General features: G+C 72.0%; 23 protein-coding genes. 12 read left to right on the top strand and 11 right to left on the bottom strand.

The window, feature by feature from the left end; genetic code table 11:
• Positions 1 to 196: 196 nt before the first annotated feature.
• Positions 197 to 895, bottom strand: a complete 699-nt coding sequence (locus MFF13_RS12715) for a DJ-1/PfpI family protein (RefSeq protein ID WP_147830188.1) — start codon at positions 893 to 895, stop codon at positions 197 to 199.
• Positions 896 to 1,084: 189 nt separating this feature from the next.
• On the opposite strand from MFF13_RS12715, the gene MFF13_RS12710 reads away from it, so the two are divergent.
• The 4 genes from MFF13_RS12710 to MFF13_RS12695 all read left to right on the top strand — a co-directional run bounded on the left by MFF13_RS12710 (position 1,085) and on the right by MFF13_RS12695 (position 5,373).
• Positions 1,085 to 2,380 (top strand): alpha-hydroxy acid oxidase, encoded by a 1,296-nt coding sequence (locus MFF13_RS12710; protein WP_147752035.1) that lies wholly within the window; start codon positions 1,085 to 1,087, stop codon positions 2,378 to 2,380.
• 178 nt (positions 2,381 to 2,558) lie between these two features.
• Complete coding sequence (locus MFF13_RS12705) at positions 2,559 to 4,304, top strand: ArnT family glycosyltransferase (RefSeq protein WP_238272279.1); 1,746 nt, start codon at positions 2,559 to 2,561, stop codon at positions 4,302 to 4,304.
• Positions 4,301 to 5,038 carry a glycosyltransferase family 2 protein gene (locus tag MFF13_RS12700; RefSeq protein ID WP_147830192.1) on the top strand — a complete coding sequence of 246 codons (738 nt, stop codon included), beginning with the start codon at positions 4,301 to 4,303 and terminating at the stop codon, positions 5,036 to 5,038. Before MFF13_RS12705 ends, MFF13_RS12700 begins: the two co-directional genes overlap by 4 nt.
• Positions 5,038 to 5,373, top strand: coding sequence for a lipid-A-disaccharide synthase N-terminal domain-containing protein (locus tag MFF13_RS12695; protein WP_147762798.1), 336 nt, complete (start codon positions 5,038 to 5,040; stop codon positions 5,371 to 5,373). Before MFF13_RS12700 ends, MFF13_RS12695 begins: the two co-directional genes overlap by 1 nt.
• Positions 5,374 to 5,419: 46 nt before the next feature.
• On the opposite strand, the gene MFF13_RS26400 is transcribed toward MFF13_RS12695, so the two are convergent.
• A complete protein-coding gene (locus tag MFF13_RS26400) occupies positions 5,420 to 5,554 on the bottom strand; it encodes a hypothetical protein (RefSeq protein ID WP_281406034.1) in 135 nt (44 codons plus the stop codon).
• A gap of 226 nt (positions 5,555 to 5,780) precedes the next feature.
• Here MFF13_RS26400 and MFF13_RS12690 point away from each other — a divergent pair, with 226 nt between their 5' ends.
• Complete coding sequence (locus MFF13_RS12690; RefSeq protein WP_238272278.1) at positions 5,781 to 6,392, top strand: pyridoxamine 5'-phosphate oxidase family protein; 612 nt, start codon at positions 5,781 to 5,783, stop codon at positions 6,390 to 6,392.
• A gap of 7 nt (positions 6,393 to 6,399) precedes the next feature.
• On the opposite strand, the gene metC is transcribed toward MFF13_RS12690, so the two are convergent.
• Together metC and MFF13_RS12680 are read right to left on the bottom strand one after the other, a co-directional pair.
• Complete coding sequence (metC, locus tag MFF13_RS12685; RefSeq protein ID WP_147762796.1) at positions 6,400 to 7,587, bottom strand: cystathionine beta-lyase; 1,188 nt, start codon at positions 7,585 to 7,587, stop codon at positions 6,400 to 6,402.
• Between the two features lie 121 nt (positions 7,588 to 7,708).
• Positions 7,709 to 7,882, bottom strand: a complete 174-nt coding sequence (locus MFF13_RS12680; protein ID WP_187273697.1) for a ribosome modulation factor — start codon at positions 7,880 to 7,882, stop codon at positions 7,709 to 7,711.
• Between the two features lie 84 nt (positions 7,883 to 7,966).
• Between MFF13_RS12680 and MFF13_RS12675 the strand changes: the two genes are divergently transcribed.
• The 5 genes from MFF13_RS12675 to MFF13_RS12655 all read left to right on the top strand — a co-directional run bounded on the left by MFF13_RS12675 (position 7,967) and on the right by MFF13_RS12655 (position 12,273).
• Complete coding sequence (locus MFF13_RS12675) at positions 7,967 to 8,239, top strand: hypothetical protein (protein ID WP_238272277.1); 273 nt, start codon at positions 7,967 to 7,969, stop codon at positions 8,237 to 8,239.
• Between the two features lie 112 nt (positions 8,240 to 8,351).
• Complete coding sequence (rarD, locus tag MFF13_RS12670) at positions 8,352 to 9,254, top strand: EamA family transporter RarD (RefSeq protein WP_147765132.1); 903 nt, start codon at positions 8,352 to 8,354, stop codon at positions 9,252 to 9,254.
• 48 nt (positions 9,255 to 9,302) lie between these two features.
• Positions 9,303 to 11,669, top strand: coding sequence for a hybrid sensor histidine kinase/response regulator (locus MFF13_RS12665; protein ID WP_238272276.1), 2,367 nt, complete (start codon positions 9,303 to 9,305; stop codon positions 11,667 to 11,669).
• 105 nt (positions 11,670 to 11,774) lie between these two features.
• Positions 11,775 to 11,981 carry a hypothetical protein gene (locus tag MFF13_RS12660; protein ID WP_147752028.1) on the top strand — a complete coding sequence of 69 codons (207 nt, stop codon included), beginning with the start codon at positions 11,775 to 11,777 and terminating at the stop codon, positions 11,979 to 11,981.
• Between the two features lie 13 nt (positions 11,982 to 11,994).
• Complete coding sequence (locus MFF13_RS12655; RefSeq protein WP_147752027.1) at positions 11,995 to 12,273, top strand: hypothetical protein; 279 nt, start codon at positions 11,995 to 11,997, stop codon at positions 12,271 to 12,273.
• 25 nt (positions 12,274 to 12,298) lie between these two features.
• On the opposite strand, the gene MFF13_RS12650 is transcribed toward MFF13_RS12655, so the two are convergent.
• The gene (locus MFF13_RS12650; protein WP_373322529.1) at positions 12,299 to 13,315 is read right to left on the bottom strand and encodes a P1 family peptidase; all 1,017 of its coding nucleotides are present in this window, start codon (positions 13,313 to 13,315) and stop codon (positions 12,299 to 12,301) included.
• Positions 13,316 to 13,390: 75 nt separating this feature from the next.
• Here MFF13_RS12650 and MFF13_RS12645 point away from each other — a divergent pair, with 75 nt between their 5' ends.
• On the top strand, positions 13,391 to 13,852 hold the full coding sequence (locus MFF13_RS12645; RefSeq protein ID WP_147752025.1) for a GNAT family N-acetyltransferase: 462 nt from the start codon (positions 13,391 to 13,393) through the stop codon (positions 13,850 to 13,852).
• 116 nt (positions 13,853 to 13,968) lie between these two features.
• Positions 13,969 to 15,531 carry an ATP-binding protein gene (locus tag MFF13_RS12640; RefSeq protein WP_147765130.1) on the top strand — a complete coding sequence of 521 codons (1,563 nt, stop codon included), beginning with the start codon at positions 13,969 to 13,971 and terminating at the stop codon, positions 15,529 to 15,531.
• Between the two features lie 18 nt (positions 15,532 to 15,549).
• Here MFF13_RS12640 and cysC read toward each other — a convergent pair whose 3' ends face one another.
• The 6 genes from cysC to MFF13_RS12615 all read right to left on the bottom strand — a co-directional run bounded on the left by cysC (position 15,550) and on the right by MFF13_RS12615 (position 19,311).
• Positions 15,550 to 16,179, bottom strand: coding sequence for an adenylyl-sulfate kinase (gene cysC / locus MFF13_RS12635; protein WP_147830196.1), 630 nt, complete (start codon positions 16,177 to 16,179; stop codon positions 15,550 to 15,552).
• A 99-nt stretch (positions 16,180 to 16,278) separates the two neighbouring features.
• On the bottom strand, positions 16,279 to 16,704 hold the full coding sequence (locus MFF13_RS12630; RefSeq protein WP_147754715.1) for an acyl-CoA thioesterase: 426 nt from the start codon (positions 16,702 to 16,704) through the stop codon (positions 16,279 to 16,281).
• Positions 16,705 to 16,770: 66 nt separating this feature from the next.
• Positions 16,771 to 16,899 carry a hypothetical protein gene (locus MFF13_RS26395; protein ID WP_281406758.1) on the bottom strand — a complete coding sequence of 43 codons (129 nt, stop codon included), beginning with the start codon at positions 16,897 to 16,899 and terminating at the stop codon, positions 16,771 to 16,773.
• Positions 16,900 to 17,060: 161 nt separating this feature from the next.
• Positions 17,061 to 17,342 carry a hypothetical protein gene (locus MFF13_RS12625; protein WP_147729335.1) on the bottom strand — a complete coding sequence of 94 codons (282 nt, stop codon included), beginning with the start codon at positions 17,340 to 17,342 and terminating at the stop codon, positions 17,061 to 17,063.
• A 115-nt stretch (positions 17,343 to 17,457) separates the two neighbouring features.
• The gene (locus MFF13_RS12620; protein ID WP_147754714.1) at positions 17,458 to 17,643 is read right to left on the bottom strand and encodes a YegP family protein; all 186 of its coding nucleotides are present in this window, start codon (positions 17,641 to 17,643) and stop codon (positions 17,458 to 17,460) included.
• Between the two features lie 162 nt (positions 17,644 to 17,805).
• Positions 17,806 to 19,311: a DEAD/DEAH box helicase gene (locus tag MFF13_RS12615; RefSeq protein ID WP_147830198.1), complete on the bottom strand. Its 1,506-nt coding sequence runs from the start codon at positions 19,309 to 19,311 to the stop codon at positions 17,806 to 17,808.
• Positions 19,312 to 19,511 lie beyond the last annotated feature (200 nt).

Below are 19,511 nucleotides of genomic sequence, written 5' to 3'. Positions count from 1 at the left end.
AAGAACACCGACGTCGGCGTGCCGACCGACCGCTCCCGAGCCAACCCTGATTAGAGATTTTATCGTTAATACACGGTGTGTAACGAATTATATCTGATGAATCCATGATGCCGCCCTAGAAACGAAACTCGACATCTTGGAAATATTCAGACACAAAAATATCGGCGGCGACGATACTTCCACACGACGCTCAGGCCTACTCCCATTCCATTCGCGTCACGGCCACGCCGGTCAGCGCCGCGACGATGCGTTCGCGCTCGGCCCGGCTCGGGGCGATGCGCGCGCGTGCCGCCGCCAGCACGGCGGGCGAAGCGGTTTCGGGCGTGCCGGCGTCGAAGGGCGGGGCTGGAGCGTATTCGTGCCCGAGCTGGATCGCCTCGGCGCGCTCACGGCCGACGAGTTCGGCTGCGAGCGTCAGGGCGAAGTCGAGGCCGGCGGTGACGCCGCCGCCGGTCACGAAGCGTCCGTCGCGCACCACGCGCTCGCGCACCGGGATCGCTCCGAAGGCGGACAGCAGATCGTGCGCGGCCCAATGGGTCGTCGCCCGGACGCCGTGAAGCAGGCCCGCGGCTCCGAGCACCATCGCGCCCGTGCAGACCGACGTGACGTAGCGCGCGCCTTCGGCCTGTCGGCGCACGAAAGCGAGGGCCGTGTCGTCCACCATCAACGCGTTCACGCCGACGCCTCCGGGCACGCAGAGCACGTCGAGGGCCGGACAATCGGCGAAGGTCGTGGTCGGCGTCAGGATCAGCCCGGTCGCGCTGCGCACCGGCGCAAGGCTCGCGGCGACGAGGTGAACCTCCGCGCCGGGCACGCCGACGAAGACCTCGTAGGGCGCCGTCAGGTCCAGCTGCTGAACGCCGGGGAAGGCGAGCAATCCGATCTGAAAGGGCATCCAGCGCTCACCTCGGCGGCTCGGCAAGTCGGCCGAATCCGCAGACCCGATCCTATCACCGCGATCGCACCGTGACAAAACAGCATCTTGTGCGCTGCAACATACCTGCCGTGCGCAGGCGCGCCTTGCTGCCAAGCTCGCCGAAGGCCAAGCACAAGTCTCTGTAGAACTTGGCCTTTCGAGAATCATATGTCCGACCGCCTGCATCCCCGGCCCGCTGCCGCGACCGATCCTGCCATCAGCCGCCGCAAGCTGCTGGAGTTCTTCTCTGCCAGCCCGATCCTCGCCTCGGGGGCGGTCGGCGCGCTCGCCACGCTGCTCGAATCAGGCGCCTCGGGGGCGCTCGCCCAGAGCTACGACGTGCTGCGGCAGGCGCCGGTGATGAACGGCGACCTGATCGCCGCGCCGGCCCAGGCGCTCAACGTGTTCGACTTCGAGATGGTAGCCAAGAAGGAGCTGCCGCCGGCCCATTACGGCTACCTCGCCAGCGGCGTCGACGGCGACGAAACCCTGAAGGCGAACCGCGACGGGTTCGAGCACATCCGCATCCGCGCCCGCCGGCTGATCGACGTGCGCAAGATCGACACGAGCGTGAAGATCTTCGGCGAGACCTGGGCGAGCCCGATTGCGCTGGCGCCGGTGAGCAGCCAGGGCGCGTTCCACCCGGACGCCGAGCTGGCGGTGGCGCGGGCCGCCCGGGTGAAGGGCCACCCGATGATCCTGTCGACGGTGGGGTCGTCGGCGATCGAGGACGTGATCAAGGAGCGCGGCGCCCCGGTCTGGTTCATGCTCTACCCCACCGACGACTGGGCGGTGACCGAGGCGCTGGTGAAGCGCGCGGAGAAGGCCGGCGCGCCGGCCATCGTGCTGACGGTGGACCGCCAGGGCGGGCGCAACACCGAGACCCTGTTCCGCGAGCGCCGCACCGACACCCGCACCTGCACCGATTGCCACACGCCCGGCTTCAAGAACGAGGTGAGCCGCAAGCCGATGTTCGACGGGATCGACGTCGATCGCGTGACCAACCTCTACGGGACCGGCATGACCTGGGACTACGTGCGGCGCCTGCGCGGCATCGTGAAGGGCAAGCTCGTGCTCAAGGGCATCGTCACCAAGGAGGACGCGAAGACGGCCCTCGACCACGGCGTCGACGCGCTGATCGTGTCGAACCACGGGGGCCGGGCCGAGGAGAGCCTGCAATCGACCATCGGCGTGCTGCCGGAGGTCGTGGCGGCGGTGAACGGCCGGGTGCCGGTGCTGATCGACGGCGGCTTCCGCCGCGGCACCGACGTGCTCAAGGCGCTGGCGCTGGGCGCCACCGCCGTCTGCGTCGGCCGCCCCTACGTCTGGGGCTTGGCCGCCTTCGGCCAGCCCGGCGTCGAGGCGGTCCTCAACATCCTGCAACGCGAGTTCGAGACGATCATGCGCCAGGCCGGCGCCACCAAGATCGCCGAGATCACCGCCGCCAGCGTCGACCGGGCGTAGCCCGCATCCTGTGACCGGCCCCACGGCTTTGGCGGCGGGGCCGGCATTTGACAATCCCGCCCGCATCATCGACACCGCCGCCCGTCTGGGCATCGACCGAACGACGAGGCCGGTTGCCGGTTCCGGAGCCGCGCATGACCGCCTTCTCGGCTTATCCCCTCCCGTCCGCACGGCGCCCATGACCCCCAGCGAAGCCGCGGGGCGACCCGTCCTTGCCGCGCGGCCCGGCCCCGGCTTCGCGTTCGGCGACTTCCTCCTGAACACCGTGTCGGCGAGCCATGCGCGGGCCTGCGCGTGGCTCCTCGCGCTCTGCCTCGTCTGCTTCCTGCCCGGCCAGATCTCGCTGCAGCCGATGGACCGGGACGAGCCGCGCTTCGCCCAGGCCTCGAAGCAGATGCTCGAGACCGGCGACGGCGTCGACATCCGCTTCCAGGGCGAGGCCCGCCACAAGAAGCCGGTGGGCATCTACTGGGCGCAGGCCGCCGCGGTGGCGGCGGGCGAAGCGCTCGGCGTGCCCGAGGCGCGGACCGCGATCGCGCTCTACCGCATCCCCTCGCTGCTCGGCGCGACCGCCGCCGCGCTGCTGGCCTATTGGGCGGCGCTCGCCTTCCTCGCCCGCCGCGGCGCCTTCCTCGCCAGCGCCCTGTTCGGCGCCTGCTTGATGCTCGCGGCCGAAGCGCACCTCGCCAAGACCGACGCGCTGCTGACCGCGTGCTCGGTCGCCTCGCTCGGCGCGCTCGCCCGCGCCTGGCTCGGCCGGTCCGGCCCCGGGCCCTCGACCGCAGGCCGGCTCGCGTTCTGGCTCGGGCTGGCCCTCGGCATCCTGGTGAAGGGCCCGATGGTGCCGCTGTTCGTCGGCCTGCCGATGCTGGCGCTGTCGTGGAAGGCGCGCTCCGGCCGCTGGATCCTGTCGCTGCGCCCGTGGTCCGGCCTCGCGATCGTCGCCCTCATCGTCGCGCCGTGGTTCCTGGCGATCGCCTGGCGCAGCGGCGGCGCCTTCTTCACCGAAGCCGTCGGCCACGACATGCTGGCCAAGGTCGGCAGCGCCAAGGAGAAGCACTGGGCGCCGCCGGGCACCTACGCGCTGGTGTTCTTCGCGACCTTCTGGCCCGGCGCCGCCTTCGCCGCCCTGGCGATCCCGTTCGCGTGGCGCCGCCGCGGGGACGATGCCGTCGCCTTCCTGCTGGCGTCGATCGTCCCGGCTTGGGCGATGTTCGAGGCGGTGCCGACCAAGCTCCCGCACTACGTCCTGCCGCTGATGCCGATGGTGGCGACCCTCGCCGTGCTGGCGCTGCGCGCCGGCGCCCTCGATCCGACGCGGCGCGGCGCGCGCGCGGTGGCGCTGCTCGTGCCGGCGATTCCCGTCGGGTTGACGATCGGCCTCGTCGCGGTCGCGTGGCGCCTCGATCGGGTGCTGCCCGTGCTGTCGCTGCCGCTGCTCGGAACCGCCTGTGCGCTGGCCTGCGCCGCCTGGATGGCCTACGCGCGGGGCGGCCCGGAGCGGGCGATGGTGTTCGCGATCCTCTCCGCCTGCCTGCTCTCGCCCGCGGTGCTCGGGCTGGCGCAGACCGAGATCCCGGCGCTGAAGGTCTCGAATCGGCTCGCCGCGATCGGCGACGCGCTGCCGTGCCGGCCGCAGGTCGCAAGCCTCGGCTACCGCGAGCCGAGTCTGGTGTTCCTGATCGGAACGGACCTCGCCACCCCGAACACCGGCGCCGACGCGCTGGCCTTCCTCAACGCCGGCGGCTGCCGCCTGGTCTTCGTCGAGCAGCGCTCGGCCGCCGACTTCGCCGACGCGTGGCCCGTCGGCGGCGCCGGGCCGAAGGCGGTCGGGCAGGTATCGGGCTTCAACATCAACGCCGGCCGCCGGGTCGACCTCACCGCCTATGCGGTGACGCCCGCGGCTCAGACGGTGGCCCCATGAACCCGACCTCCCCCCGCCTCAGCATCGTCGTGCCGGTGAAGAACGAGGCCGGCAACATCGCGGGCCTCGTCGCCGAGATCGAGGCCGCCTGCGCAGGCTTGGCGCCGTTCGAGCTGATCTACGTCGACGACGGCTCCACCGACGCGACGCCGGCCGCGCTCGAGGCCGCGCGGCAGGGCCGCCCGTGGCTGCGCGTGCTGCGCCACGCCCGCAGCGGCGGCCAGTCGGCTGCCGTGCGCAGCGGCGTCTCGGCGGCGGCCGGCCCGATCGTCGCGACGCTCGACGGCGACGGCCAGAACGACCCGGCCTTCATCCCCGTCCTGGTGGCGGCGCTCGAGCAGGCGGGCGAGGGAGCCGGCCTCGCTCAAGGGCAGCGCAAGGGCCGCAAGGACGGGCGCTTCAAGATGATCCAATCCCGCATCGCCAACGGCGTGCGGGGCAAGATCCTCAACGATTCCACCCGCGACACCGGCTGCGGCCTCAAGGTCTTCCGCCGCGCGGTCTACCTGCGCCTGCCGTACTTCGACGCCCTGCACCGGTTCATGCCGGCGCTCGTGGTCCGCGAGGGCTTCGCCATCGTGCACCGCGACGTGGTCGACCGGCCGCGCTTCACCGGCGTGTCGAATTACGGGCTGTTCGACCGGCTCTGGGTCGGCCTGCTCGATCTCGCCGGCGTCTGGTGGCTGATCCGCCGCAAGCGGCCGACGCCCGCCGTCACCGAGGTCCGGACCTGATGCTGATCCAGTTGGCGAAAGACCTGCCGGACTACTTCTACGACGTGTTCGTGACCCGGTTCGACTTCTGGCTGGTCTTCGGCATCGTCGCGCAGCTCGTGTTCGGGTCGCGCTTCATCCTGCAATGGATCGCGAGCGAGCGGGCGGGCCGGAGCGTGATCCCGCTCTCGTTCTGGTTCCTGTCGATCGCCGGCGGGATCATGACCCTGGTCTACGGCTTCGTGCGCCGCGAGCCGGTGATCATCATCGGCCAAGGCCTCTCGACCGGGATCTACCTGCGCAACCTCGCCCTGATCTTCCGCAACCGGCGCGCGGCCGAGACCAAGGCCGGCTGAGCGGGCGCTCCGCTCGAGCCGACCGGTCCCGGGGACCGCTGTGCGATCAGCGCCGCAGGGACGACGGTCGCGGCAGCGTCCACAGGTCGTCGTGGGCGTCGGAGAACCGGGCGAGATGGCGGTCGGCGTAGAGGCAGAGAAAGCCGAGGGCACAGGGCAGCCCGAACAGCATGGCCATCATCCACGGCATATCGTCGACGTCTCTCTGAGAGCGGAAGCCGCGCGACGCTTGCCGACGCGATGCCGATTCGTAACAAATGATAGGGGTGCGTCAAGGCACGCTAGGACACGCCGCCTAGTTTTTCCGGTTCGGCGTTGCGCGCGCAACGCGGCGACGCCGCGCTTGATCCGGCGCTGCGCCCGTGTTTCGTCTCGACCCGTCCAACCCCCACGCCGCCCGGAGCCCGATGCCACAGGACGATGCCCGCGACCCGCTCCCGACGTTCCACGCCGACCTGGACGCGGCCTTCGCCGAGCTGTGGCGGCTGCTGGCGGACGGAGTCGCACACGGGCGGAGCGCGTTCCACACGCCGAGCGTCGCGACACTGGACCGTACAGGGCGGCCGCGCAGCCGCACGGTGGTGCTGCGGCAGGCCGACGCCGCCACCGGCATCCTGCGCTTCCACTGCGACCGCCGCTCGGACAAGGCCGCCGAGGTCGCCGCCGGGCGGCATTGCGCCCTCCACGCCTACGATCGCGCCGCCAAGGTCCAGATCCGGATCGAGGGCAGCGCCCACGTCCACCTCGACGACGCCGTGGCCGACGCGGCCTGGGACGGCTCGCGGCCGATGAGCCGGGTCTGCTACGGCATCGCGCCCGCGCCCGGCACCGCGATCGAGGCCGGCGGCGGCTACGCGCTGCCCGACGAAACGGAAGCGCCGCCCGGCCGCCCGAACTTCGCCGCCGTGCTCGTCCGCGCCGAAGCCCTCGACTTCCTCTACCTCGACCGCCGCGGCCACCGCCGCGCCGGCTGGCGGCGCGAAGGGGAGGGGTGGCAGGGCGAATGGCGGGTACCGTGAGGCCGCCTCAGCCCGCTGCCCGCAACCGCGAGAACCCCGCGTCGAGGTCTGCCTTCAGGTCGGCGACGTCCTCGAGCCCGATGTGGAAGCGCAGGGCCGGGCCGCCGGGCGCCCACTGCGTCGCCGTGCGGTAGGGCTTGCAGTCGAAGGGGATCACGAGGCTCTCGAAGCCGCCCCAGGAGAAGCCCATCCCGAACAGCTCCAGGCCGTCGAGCATCGCGGCAAGGGCCGTCTCCGAGACCGGCTTGAGGATGACGCCGAACAGTCCCGACGCGCCGGAGAAGTCGCGTGTCCAGATCGCGTGGCCGGGATCCTCTGGCAGACCCGGATGGAGGACGCGCAGCACCTCCGGCCGCGCCTGGAGCCACCGCGCCATCTCGAGGCCGGCGCGGCCGTGCTCGCGCAGCCGCAGGCTCATCGTGCGCAGGCCGCGGAGCGCCAGGAACATGTCCTCGGGGCCGGCGCAGGGGGCGATCTGGTCGAAGGTCCGCCGCACCGCCGGGAAATGCGTGGCGTTGGCCGAGGTCAGGCCCAGCAGCAGGTCGGAGCCGCCGCTGAGGTACTTGGTCCCGGCCTCGACGGCGATGTCGACGCCGCGCTCGTGGGGCGGGAACAGCAGCGGCGTCGCCCAGGTGTTGTCCATGATGACGGTGCCGCCGCGGGCGTGGACCGCCTCGGCGATCGCCGGCACGTCCTGCATCTCGAAGCTCTGCGAGCCCGGCGCCTCGACGAGCACCGCCTTGGTGTTGTCGCGCATCAGGCCCGCGATGCCGGCGCCGACCAGCGGGTCGTAATAGGTCGTCTCGACGCCGAAGCGGGCGAGCAGCCCGTCGCAGAAGATCCGGGTCGGGCGGTAGGCGGAATCGGCGACGAGCAGGTGGTCGCCGGCCGAGACCGAGGCCATCAGCGCGACGGAAAGCGCGCACAGGCCCGAGGGCGTCGCCACCGTGCCGGCCGCGCCCGCCAACGCGGTCCACGCGTCGGTGAGCGCGTCCATCGTCGGCGTGCCGCTGGTGCCGTAATTGTAGCGCCCGCGCCGGTGCACGATGTCGTCGTAGGTCGGGTACAGCACGGTGGAGCCGCGATAGATCGGCGTGTTGACGAACCCGTGCTGCGCCGACGGATCGCGCCCAGCATGGACGAGGCGCGTCGCGACCCCGAACGACTCGGCGGTCTTGGACGAAGGCTTGGACATGGTCGCCATGGGTTCGGGCTGCGATCGGGCGACGAAGCCCGGCAACCCGGCGGAGGTCAAGCGCCCGACTCGGCAGCCCCCCCGGCAAGCTCCTTCGTAAGCCCCTTCGCAAGCCTCTTGGTCAACCGGCGTCCGTGACGGTGGCTTCCTCGTAGGCCTGCAGCCAGGCGGTGCGTTCCTCCGAGCCCTCGGCGTAGGGGCAGTCGTCGATCGGCTTGCCGTAGAGGCGGGCGTTGCGGCCCTGGATGAACGGGCTGTCGCTGGCGGTGGCCTGGGCGTTCGCTTCGGGTTTCATGCGATCTCCTGTCGAGTGTCCCTTCGTTAACGGCCTTGGGCCATCCTCGGCTCCGTCGTCGTTCGCGTTGTCGGAACCCGTCGCTTGCGTATCCTGCGTCTCCTCGCCGCCGGCGTCTCGGCCGGCGCCTCGATCCTCGTGATCGGGTTCGTCTGCGCCGACCGGCTGGCCCACATGGCGCCGAGCCCGGTCGCCCGCATCGTCCTGCCCGAACCGTCGGCGACCGGATCGATCCCGGTGCAGCCCAAACCCGTCGCGGCCGTGAAGCCCGCGCCGGCGAAGATCCCGAACGGGTTCGACACCGAGCGCCTGAACGCCCTGATGCGCGGCGACCCGATCCTGCCCTCGAAGCGCTGACGGCGCGGATGGCTGGCCTGCGCCGCCGGACGTGACGCCCGCCGCCGGCACAGGGTAAGGCTCCGGGGCAGGTCCGCAGCGGATGCCGGCGGACGCGATCGGGACGGACACCGTGGGCCTCGTCTACGCGCTCGGCGCCTATCTGAGCTGGGGCCTCGTCGTCCCGGTCCATTTCCGTCTGCTCTCGGGCTTCTCTCCGAGCCACATCCTGTCGGTTCGCATCCTGTGGTCGTGCCTGTTCGCGATCCTGCTGGTGCTGCTGTGGCGCAACCGGGTACGCACGCCCTTCCCGCTGCGGCCGCGGCACGCGCTGCTCTTCGCCTCGGCCGGGCTGATCGGCGTGAACTGGCTCCTCTACCTGCAAGCGGTGAACAGCGGCCACCTGCTCGATGCAAGCCTCGGCTACTACATCAACCCGCTGGTCAGCGTGGCGCTCGGCGCGCTCGTCCTGCGCGAGCGGCTGCGCCCGCTGCAACTGGTCGCCGTGGGCGTCGCCGCGGCCGGAGTCGGCATCGCCGTGGTGCTCGCCGGCACGCTGCCCCTGGTGGCGCTCGAACTCGCGATCAGCTTCGCCCTCTACGGGCTGGTGCGGAAGGTGGTGGGCGTCGACCCGGCGGTGGGGTTCCTGGCCGAGACCCTGATCCTGACGCCGGCGGCGCTCGCCTGGGCGCTGTCCTCGCCCGAGCCCGTGCTGCCGTCCGACCCGCGGGACTTCGCGCTGCTGGCGCTGACCGGGGTGACGACGGCGCTGCCGCTGATCTGGTTCGCGGCCGCCGCCGAGCGCCTGCGCCTCGCGACCCTCGGCCTGATGCAGTACATCGCGCCGACCTGCCTGCTGGCCTTGAGCGTCCTCGCCTACGGCGAGCACGTGGCACCGCACGCGATCCCGATGTTCGGGCTGATCTGGCTGGCGCTGGCGCTCTACGCCTTCGACCTGCTCCGCGCCGGGCGGGCGGCCCGGGAGCGCGCACCCGGCGAAACCGCCGCGCCGACCCCGCGCGCGATGCGTGTATAACGCGGCCGCGCCCGGCCTTTGCCACGGGAAGCCAGTCCGAGTGTTGCGATGCGTGATCCCGCCGAGCCCGCCACGGTCACCCAGGCCGACTACGAGAACCTCGCCGAGGCGCTGCCGCAGCTCGCCTGGATCGCCACCGCCACGGGCGACATCGTCTGGTATAACCGGCGCTGGTACGACTACACCGGCACGACCCTCGAGACGATGCGCGGCTGGGGCTGGCGTGCGGTCCATCATCCCGACCACGTCGAGGCGGTGACCGAACGCTTCCGCACCGCGATCACCGCGGGCGCGGCATGGGAGGACACCTTCCCCCTGCGCGGCCGGGACGGGAGCTTCCGCTGGTTCCTGTCGCAGGCGATGCCGCACCGGGACGCGGACGGCCGCATCCTGCGCTGGTACGGCACCAACACAGACATCACCCACAAGCAGGAGGCCGAGGACCGGCTGCTGCAATCCGAGGAGCGGTTCCGGGCGCTGGTCGACGCCTCCACCGCCGTCATCTGGAACACCGACGCGGCCGGCGCCCTGCTACCGCCGCAGCCGCGCTGGAGCGCCTATACCGGCCAGTCCGAAGAGGCGTTCCAGGGCTGGGGCTGGATCGACGCGGTCCACCCCGACGACCGGGCGCATGCCGCCGAGGTCTGGGCGGGCTGCATCGAGGCGCGCACGCCCTACGCCGTCGAGTATCGCCTGCGCCGGCACGACGGGCAGTGGCGCGACATGGAGGTGCGCGGCGTGCCGGTGCTGGCCGCCGACGGCGCGTTGCGCGAATGGGTCGGCTCCAACGCCGACGTCACCGAGCGGAAGGAAGCGGAGGCCGAGGTCGAGCGGGCGCGCCAGGCGGCGGAGGCCGCCAACCTCGCCAAGAGCCAGTTCATCGCCAACATGAGCCACGAGCTGCGCACCCCGCTCTCGGCGGTGATCGGCTACTCGGAGATGCTCGGCGAAGAGCTCGAGGATATCGGCCAGGCCGCCCTCCTGCCCGACCTGCGCAAGATCGAGGCGGCGGCCCGCCACCTGCTCTCGCTCATCAACGACGTGCTCGATATCTCGAAGATCGAGGCCGGGCGCATGACCGCCTCGGGCGAAACCTTCGCGGTCGCCGACCTGATCTCGGACGTCTCCGACGCCACCGGCTCGCTCGTCGAGAAGAAGGGCAACCGCTTCGTCCTCGATCTCGCCGACGACCTCGGCACGATGCACCAGGACCAGACCAAGATCCGCCAGTGCCTGCTCAACCTGATCGGCAACGCGGCGAAGTTCACCGAGGGCGGCACGATCACCCTCACGGTCGCACGCCATCGCGAGGCCGGAGCCGACTGGTTCGGATTCTCGGTGACCGACACCGGGATCGGGCTCACCGAGGAGCAGATCGGGCGCCTGTTCGAGCGCTTCGCCCAGGCCGACGAGTCGACCACGCGCCAGTTCGGCGGCACCGGCCTCGGGCTGGCCATCACACGCGCCTTCTGCCGCACCATGGGCGGCGACATCGGCGTGACCAGCGTGCCGGGGGAGGGCTCGACCTTCTCGCTGCGGCTGCCGGCGACGCTCGCGGTGGAGGACGAGGCGCAGGTCGCCGCCGAGCTCGCGATCCCCACCCCGGTGTCCACGCACGAGGAGCACGACGCGGTGCTGCTCGTGGACGACGACCCGGCGGCCCGCGAGCTGCTGCAGCGCTTCCTCGAACGCGAGGGCTTTCGCGTGCGTACCGCCAGCGACGGGCGCGCCGGGCTGACCCTGGCGCGGGCCCTGAAGCCGCGGGCGATCCTGCTCGACGTCGAGATGCCGCGCATGGACGGCTGGGCGGTGCTTCACGCCGTCCGCAACGATCCCGAGCTCGCCGGCATCCCCGTGATCATGACCTCGGTGGTGGCCGAGCAGGGCCTCGGCCAGGCGCTCGGCGCCACCGACTACTTCGTCAAGCCGATCGACTGGGACCGGCTGAAGGGCCTGATGGACCGCTACCGGCCGGAGGGCGTCGAGGCCCGGGTCCTCGTCGTCGACGACGACGCCGACGCCCGCGAGCGCCTGCGCCGGACCCTGGTCCGCGACGGCTGGGGCGTCGACGAGGCCGAGAACGGCCGGGTGGCGTTGGAGCATTTCGAGGCGCAGCGCCCGAACCTGATCCTCCTCGACCTGATGATGCCGGAGATGGACGGGTTCGGGTTCCTCCGGGCGCTGCGGGCGCGGCCGGACGGCGACGTGCCGGTGGTGGTGCTCACCGCCAAGGAGATCACCGACGCCGAACGCCAGAGCCTCCAGGCCCAGGCCGACCGGGTGATCGAGAAGGGCTCCTTGAGCATCGCCGAGATCGGGCGCCAGCTGCGCGTGCTCTACGCCCGCGAGGCCTCGGCGCCGTTGCCGCAGGGCATGCAGGGGCTGCTCGACGCGCTCGCCGCGCGGGAAGGGTAAAGGGCGCGCGACCATCGGCGCAGGTAGCCCGTCGGGAACCTTCCTCCGGTCCCGCCCCTTGCATTCCCGGCACGCGCTCCGGAAGGCGTGGCCGAGGAGCGCGCCATGAACGCCATCGTCGTCGTCGCCCTGATCTGCGCCTCGTCGGTCCAGGTCCAGGATTGCAGCCGGGAGAACGCCCTCGACGTGGTGACCGGCCCGGCCCACACCCTGCAGGAATGCCTGATCCAGGGTCCCGTGCTGGCTGCCAACGCCGGCCTCGGCAACGCCAAGGACAGCTACGTGAAGACGCGGTGCGAGCCGCGGCGCTAGGAGTCGGACGCAGATGAGCGACGCCGTCGATCCCGAACGGGCCGTGATGATCCGGCTGCGCGCCCGCCTCGCGGTGGTCGAGCGTGCGGCGTGGTTCGGGATGGTCCACGCGATGCGGACCCGGCCCGACGAGGTCGAGGCCTACATCGCGGGCGAGCGCGAAAAATGCGCCGCCGGGTTCGCCGGCCCGAAATGGGCGCGCGACCTCACCGACGCCGAGCGCGCCATGCTCGGCTCCGAGGTCGATGCCGGACTCGCCCAGCTGCTGCAGGACGCCCGCGACGAAGTTTGAGGCTCGCGCTCGCCCTGTTCGGCGTCTAGCCTCGGGTTCCGCCCGCGCCGAACCGGTCCCGCCAAGCCGGAGGGAGGCCGGGCGTCCCGATCCCGTCGAGGCCGGCGGCTGAGAACACGCCGATCGCGATCGAGCGGGCCAGCACCTGTGCCGCCATGTCGCCGAGCCGCGCGAGGTCGCCGACCGGGTCCGCGAGCGGCACCGCCCCCGTCGCGACCGCAAAGACGACATCGCCGTCGAGCGGCGTGTGCACCGGGTGGATCGCCCGTGCGAGGCCGACCTGCGCCGCCACCGCGAGGCGTTTGCACTGCGCCTTGGTCAGCGCCGCATTTGTGGCGACCACCGCCAGCGTCGTCGCGGCGCCGGGAAGGGTGCGGACGGGGAAATCGAGGGCGCCCTCCGGCATCGCGGCGGGCCAGCCGAGGCCGCCGAACTCGGCCCCCCGCTCGAACGGCGCCGCCCAGAAATGCGGGCCGTCACCCACCGTCACCCGGCCGAAGGCGTTCACCGCAGCCAGCGCGCCGACCCGGAAGCCCGTGCCGGGGATGTCGGCCGAGGCCGAGCCGAGGCCGCCCTTCAGGTTGGCCGTGCGGGCGCCGGTGCCGGCCCCGACCGAGCCGAGCGCGACGTCCTCGGAGGCCGCTTGCGCCGCCAGGTAGCCGAGTTCGCGATAGGGCGGATAGCGCCCCCACGCCTTGTCGCCGCCGTTGAGGAGGTCGAACAGGATCGCGCCCGGCACGATCGGCACCCGCATCCCGCCGACGGGAAAGCCGCGCCCGGTCTCGGCGAGCCGCGCGACGACGCCCGCGGCGGCGTCGAGCCCGAAGGCCGAGCCGCCCGACAGCACAATGGCGTCGACGCCCTCCACGGTGCGCTCGGGATCGAGAAGGTCGGTCTCGCGGGTGCCCGGCCCGCCGCCGCGGACGTCCACGGACGCCGTGAACGGCCGGTCGAACATCAGCGCGGTGACGCCGCTGGCGATCCGTGCGTCCGCGGCGTGCCCGACCCGGATGCCGGCGATGTCGGTAATGGCGTTGCGCATGGGCCTGAGCATGCCACGAACGCGGCGGCGCCGCACGGCTTGAGCGGGGAGGCGGGCGGGTGCAGGATCGGCCTCATGCCGCAGGATTTCGTCATCCGCCCCGTCGCCCGCGCCGACCACGCGCAGTGGCTGCCGCTCTGGGAAGGCTACAACCTGTTCTACGAGCGCGTCGGCCCGGCGGCGATCCCGCCCGCGGTGACGCAGGCCAACTGGGACAGATTCTTCGACGCCGACGAGCCGATGCACGCCCTGGTCGCCGAGCGCGCCGGACGGCTGATCGGCCTGACGCACTACCTCTATCACCGCACCACCACGGCCATCGCGCCGTTCTGCTACCTGCAGGACCTGTTCACGACGGAGGAGGCGCGCGGAAGCGGGGCCGGACGTGCGTTGATCGAGGCCGTCTACGCGGACGCCCGCCGCGCCGGCTCGCCGCGGGTCTACTGGCAGACCCACGAGACCAACGCGACGGCGATGCGGCTCTACGATCAGGTCGGCGACCGGTCGGGCTTCGTGGTCTACCGCAAGCCGCTCTGACCCTGTGGCCGCGACCCCACGCCTGTGGATGCGCGGCGTCTCCGCCGCATCCAGGGATGCGCTCGCGTGTTAGTGGGGGCCTTCGGAATTTCCCGTGGCGAGCAACCGGAGCGGCGATGGCGTTCGGCATCGAGATGGGGCTCGGGCTCGACGGGCAGGGCATCGGCCAGCCGGCCCGCCTCGACCTGGAGGAGCTCCTCGCCACCCGCCTGCTGGTCCAGGGTAATTCCGGCTCGGGCAAGTCGCACCTGCTGCGCCGCCTGCTGGAGCAGAGCGCCGGCCATGTGCAGCAGGTGGTGATCGACCCCGAGGGCGACTTCGTCACCCTCGCCGAGGCGCACGGCCACCTCGTCGTCGACGGAAGCCACGGCGAAGGCGACTTGCAGGCGATCGCAGCCCGCGTGCGCGCCCACCGCGTGTCGGTGGTGCTCGACCTCGAGAGCCTCGACATGGAGGCGCAGATGCGCGCGGCCGCCGCCTTCCTCGGCGGGCTGTTCGAGGCCGAGCGGGCGCATTGGTACCCCTGCCTCGTCGTCGTCGACGAGGCGCAGATCTTCGCGCCGGCGGCCGCCGGCGACGTCTCCGACGAGGCGCGCAAGATCGCGCTCGGCGCGATGACCAACCTGATGTGCCGCGGGCGCAAGCGGGGCTTGGCCGGCATCATCGCGACGCAGCGCCTGGCCAAACTCGCCAAGAACGTCGCGGCCGAGGCCACCAACTTCCTGATGGGCCGCACCTTCCTCGACATCGACATGGCGCGCGCCGCCGACCTCCTCGGCCTCGACCGGCGCGGCGCCGAGCGCTTCCGCGACCTGGCGCGGGGCGAGTTCGTGGCGCTCGGGCCTGCCCTCAGCCGCCGGCCGCTCGCGCTTCGGATCGGACCGGTGACCACCTCGTCGCGGGCGGCCTCGCCAACCTTGATCCCGCTGCCCCAGGCGGCGGATGCGGACCTGCGCGCCCAGATCCTGGCGCCGGCCGAGGCCGGCTTCGCCTACCCGACGCGGGCCTCGCGCGCGCCGGCCACGCCCCGCGTCAGCCCCGCCGACCTGATGCGCGAGCTGGCCGCCCACCGGCCCGAGCCGGCGACCGCCCCGCCTGTCCTCGACGAGGCCGAGAACCGCGCCGGCTGCGACGCGATCCTGCGCGGGCTCGTCGCAGAGCCCGAGGCCGGGCGCCAATCCGTCGCCGTGGTCTACCAGGACTTCCTTGTCCGCTGCCGGATGCGCGGGCTCGACGGCGAGCGCGTCGGCCTCCAGGCGTTCCGCCGGTCTCTGAGCGTGGCGCGGGCCGGAATCGACGCGGCGGCGCCCGCCGCGACGGACGGAGACGCGCGCTGGACCCAGGCGCAGGACGCCGCCGCCGGCATGCCGGAGGAGGTCCAGGGCCTGTTCCTGCTGCTGGCGCGGGCGGCGCTCGCGGGCGAGCCGTGCCCGGGCGATGCGGCGCTGGCCCGGGCCATCGGCAGCCGCTCGCCCGGCCGCGCCCGGCGCCTGCTCGGCTACATGGAGAGCCGCAACGCCATCGTCTGCCGCGTGGATTTCTCGAAGAACCGCATCGTCGCCCTGCCGGCACTCGGCTGCGAAACGGCGCCGGGCGACCCGAAGGCGGACGTGGCGGAGGCCGCGCCACCGGAGCAATCCGAAGCGGGGGCCGGATGGGGATTGTTCGCCGCGGAGTGAGGCGTCCCGCGCGGGAGGTCAGGCGGCGCTGAGCCGCATCAGCTCCGCGATCAGGGGCTCCGCCGAGGCCGCGACGCTCAAGCCATCGGTGGCCAGGGTCAAGTCGGGGGCGAGCGGCGCCTCGTAAGGCGCGGAGATCCCGGTGAAATTCGGGATCGCGCCGGTACGCGCCCGGTCGTACAACCCCTTCGGGTCGCGGGCCTCGCAGACCGCCAGCGACGTGTCGATGAAGACCTCCAGGAACGGGATGTCGCCGGCGATCTGCCGCGCCGTCTCGCGCTCGGCGCGGAAGGGCGAGATCAGCGAGACGATCACCACCAGCCCCGCCTCGGCCATCAGCCGCGCGGTCTCGGCCGCCCGCCGGATGTTCTCGACGCGATCCGACGCGGTGAAGCCGAGGTCGCGGTTGAGACCGTGGCGCAGGTTGTCGCCGTCCAGCACCATCGCGTGCCGGCCCGCCTCGGTGAGCGCCCGATCGACAGCGTTGGCGATGCTCGACTTGCCCGCGCCCGACAGCCCGGTGAACCAGGCGATGGCCGGGCGCTGGTTCAGGCTGCGCCAGCGCGTCTCGTGGGGCTGGAGCGTCTGCCAGGTCAGGTTGTCGGATCGCCGGGTGGGGTCGGCGGCGTGCTTCGACGGATCGGGCAACGGCGGGGCTCCTTGAGCCTGCTCACGCGTCCTCCCGCCCCCTCCGGGATCCGCTCGGCTGATTCTTAGCCGGAACCGGGCTGTAACGGAACCCGTCGATCACGCGTCCGTGAGCACCGCCTCAGGCGCGGGCGCGGCCTTGGGGATCGCCCTCGGCCGGCCCTCGTCGTCGATGGCCACGAAAGTGAAGGTCGCCGAAGTCACCTTCTCGCGAAGCTGCGTCCGGAACCGCCGGGCCCAGGCCTCGACCTCGATCTTCATCGAGGTCCGTCCGACATGCCCGATGCGGGTGTAGACGCAGAGCACGTCGCCGATCCGCACCGGGCGGATGAAGGTCATCGCGTCGAGCGCGACGGTGACGACGCGGCCTTCGGCCCGGTCGACGCCGGCGATACCGCCGGCCTGGTCCATCTGCGACAGCACCCAGCCGCCGAAGATGTCGCCGTTGGCGTTGGTGTCGGCCGGCATTGCGATGGTGCGGACCGTCAGGTCGCCCTTCGGTTCCTCGGCGCTGTCCCGGTCCATGCGATCCTCGTCCTTGGCGCTAGGCGCGGCGCCGATTATGCGCGAACGCGGCGGCGTCGAAAGGGGTCAGGGCATCAGGCCGGAGAGTTTCAGGCCGGCCGCCAGAAAGACGGCGACGGCGCAGACGACGCATTCCAGCGGAATCGATTGCCAGAGGTCGCGCGCGACCACCTCGCGCGTGGCGATATCGTCCATGGGGCGTTCCTCCCGGGCGGACCGATCTGATGCCGGCCGTCCCGAAGCGGCGAGCCTACACCAGATCGACGGCCGACGCAGCCCGCTTCCATAGACGACAAAAAACCCGGCGGCCCCATGGGCCGCCGGGTTCTGGACTTCGGTACGGAATGATCTTGCGATCAGTAGAAGAAGCGGCGACGCGGGCCGTAGAAGCGGCGGCCGTAATACGGGCGGCGGTAGAACGGACGCGGGCCGTAGAAGCGGCGGCCGTAATACGGACGACGGTAGAACGGGCGCGGCCCGAAGCGGCGGCGGTAGAAGTATTGCGCCTTCTCGGCAACGGCCGGGGCGGCCTCGGTCTGGAGCGCAAGGCCGGGACCGACCGGGGCGGCGGATGCACCCTGCGGGGCGGCGGCGGCGAAGCCCAGCACCAGCAGGGCGGCCAGCAGGAATTTCCTCATGGCGATCTCAATTCTTTCAAGGACGGGAGACGGACGAGCGCGGATGGAGCCCGAGCCGCTAGAACGCACGAACTGCGGAAAGCGTTTCGTCGCCGCCGCGGCGTTTCCGCCGGGATCAGGCGATCTGCGTCGTCATGTCGACGACCGGTACGGTGCCGCTCTGGCGCACCAGCGCGATACCGTGTTCGCAATCCTCGCGGCGGACGTAGCCCTCGCCCGAATCGGCGACGACGTTGCCGTTCTGGGCCCGCAGGCGCCAGCGCCAATGGCCCGGCGCATCGCGGTAGAGTTCGAATCGCATCGGGGCTGCTCCTATCTCGATGCCGTCGAGATGGGGCGCGACGTCGTGCCCGGCAATGCTCCCGTGCAGCCGGAGGCGACGCGTGCCGGCGCCGAGACGAAGAAGGCCGCCCCGGAGTTCCGGGGCGGCCTTCTTCAGTTGGTCGCGAAGAAGCGGGACGCCTCAGGAGCGCGGGCTGCGGTCGAGCCAGCCGATGGCGCGGCCCTCGTTGCCGCCGTTGCCACCGCCGCCGCCGCGCGGGCGGTTGCCGGTGGGCTGGCGCGGACGGTCGCCGGCGGCGCGCTCGGGGCGCGGGCCGTTGCTCGGGCGCTCGCCCTGCGGGCGGGCGTTGCGGGTGTCGGGTTGGCGGGCGCCGTCGGGACGGCCCGGACCGCGGCCGGGCTCGGCCCCGCGGTTGCCGCCGAACGGGCGACCCTGGCCCGGACGGGCGCCGGGGCGCTGGCCCGGGCGGCCGCCGCCGGGGCGCTGGCCGCGGGTGTCGGGCCGGCGCTCCTCGGCCTGGGCGATCTCGGCCGCCTCCTGGCGCGTGGGCGGGGTGAAGCCCTCGGGGAAGGCGCCGACGGGGATGCGCTGGCGGGTGATGCGCTCGATGTCGCGCAGGTACGCCTTCTCCTCGTCGTTGCAGAACGAGATCGCGAGCCCGTCGGCGCCGGCGCGCGCGGTGCGGCCGATGCGGTGGACGTAGCTCTCGGGCACGTTCGGCAGGTCGAAGTTGACGACGTGGCTCACCGCCTCGACGTCGATGCCGCGGGCGGCGATGTCGGTCGCCACCAGAACCCGGCACTGCCCGTCCTTGAAGGCGGCCAGCGCGCGCTCGCGCTGCGGCTGGGACTTGTTGCCGTGGATGGCGGAGGCTGCGATGCCGACCTTGTCGAGGCCGCGCACGACGCGGTCGGCGCCGTGCTTGGTCCGGGTGAAGACCAGTACGCGCTCGATCTTGGGATCGCGCAGGATGTGGGCGAGCAGCGCCTGCTTGGCGCCGGTATGGGCGAAGATCACCTGCTGCTCGACGCGCTCGGCGGTGGTGGCCACCGGCGTGACGGCGACCTGGACCGGGTCGCGCAGGTACTGGTCGGCGAGGCCGGCGATGTTCTTCGGCATGGTGGCCGAGAAGAAAAGGCTCTGGCGCTTGGCCGGCAGCATCTTCACGATGCGCTTGAGCGCGTGGATGAAGCCGAGGTCGAGCATCTGGTCGGCCTCGTCGAGGACGAGGATCTCGACGCCCTCCAGCGTCAGCGAGCGGCGATCGACGAGGTCGATCAGCCGGCCCGGGGTGGCGACGAGGATGTCGACGCCCGGCGCCAGCGCCCGCTCCTGGCGGCCGATGGTGACGCCGCCGAACACGACGGTGTTGGTCAGCGGCAGGTGCTTCCCGTAGTCGGAGAAGCTCTCGGCGATCTGGTTGGCGAGCTCGCGGGTCGGCGAAAGCACCAGCACGCGGCAGCCGCGACGCGGCGCATGGCGCTTCTCGAGGCTGAGGCGGTGCAGGATCGGCAGCGCGAAGGCGGCGGTCTTGCCGGTGCCCGTCTGGGCGATGCCGCAGAGGTCGCGGCCTTCCATCGCCGGGCGGATCGCCTGCGACTGGATCGGGGTGGGGGTGTGGTAGCCGGCCTCTTCGAGCGCCTTCAGCACGGGCTGGGCGAGGCCGAAATCAGTGAACTGGGTCAAGGTATGACTTCTCAGGCAGCCGGATCGCGGATACGGGACCGGCTCAAGTCGAGCGGCGCCGCGAAGTACCGTTGAGGTGCGATCCGTAGAGCAGGAGGCAGCCCGCGTGATGGGGCGGCCCGGGTGCATGCACGTTATGAAGAGAGGGGCCGGACATTCGGAGAGGCGCGATCCGCGCCGTCCCTCGTATCCGTCACGCA

Origin of the sequence: Methylobacterium cerastii (assembly GCF_022179125.1) — a bacterium.
Lineage (GTDB): Bacteria > Pseudomonadota > Alphaproteobacteria > Rhizobiales > Beijerinckiaceae > Methylobacterium > Methylobacterium cerastii.
The sequence above is the reverse complement of the archived record's forward strand: the minus strand, read 5'-3'. Positions and strand labels throughout refer to the sequence as shown.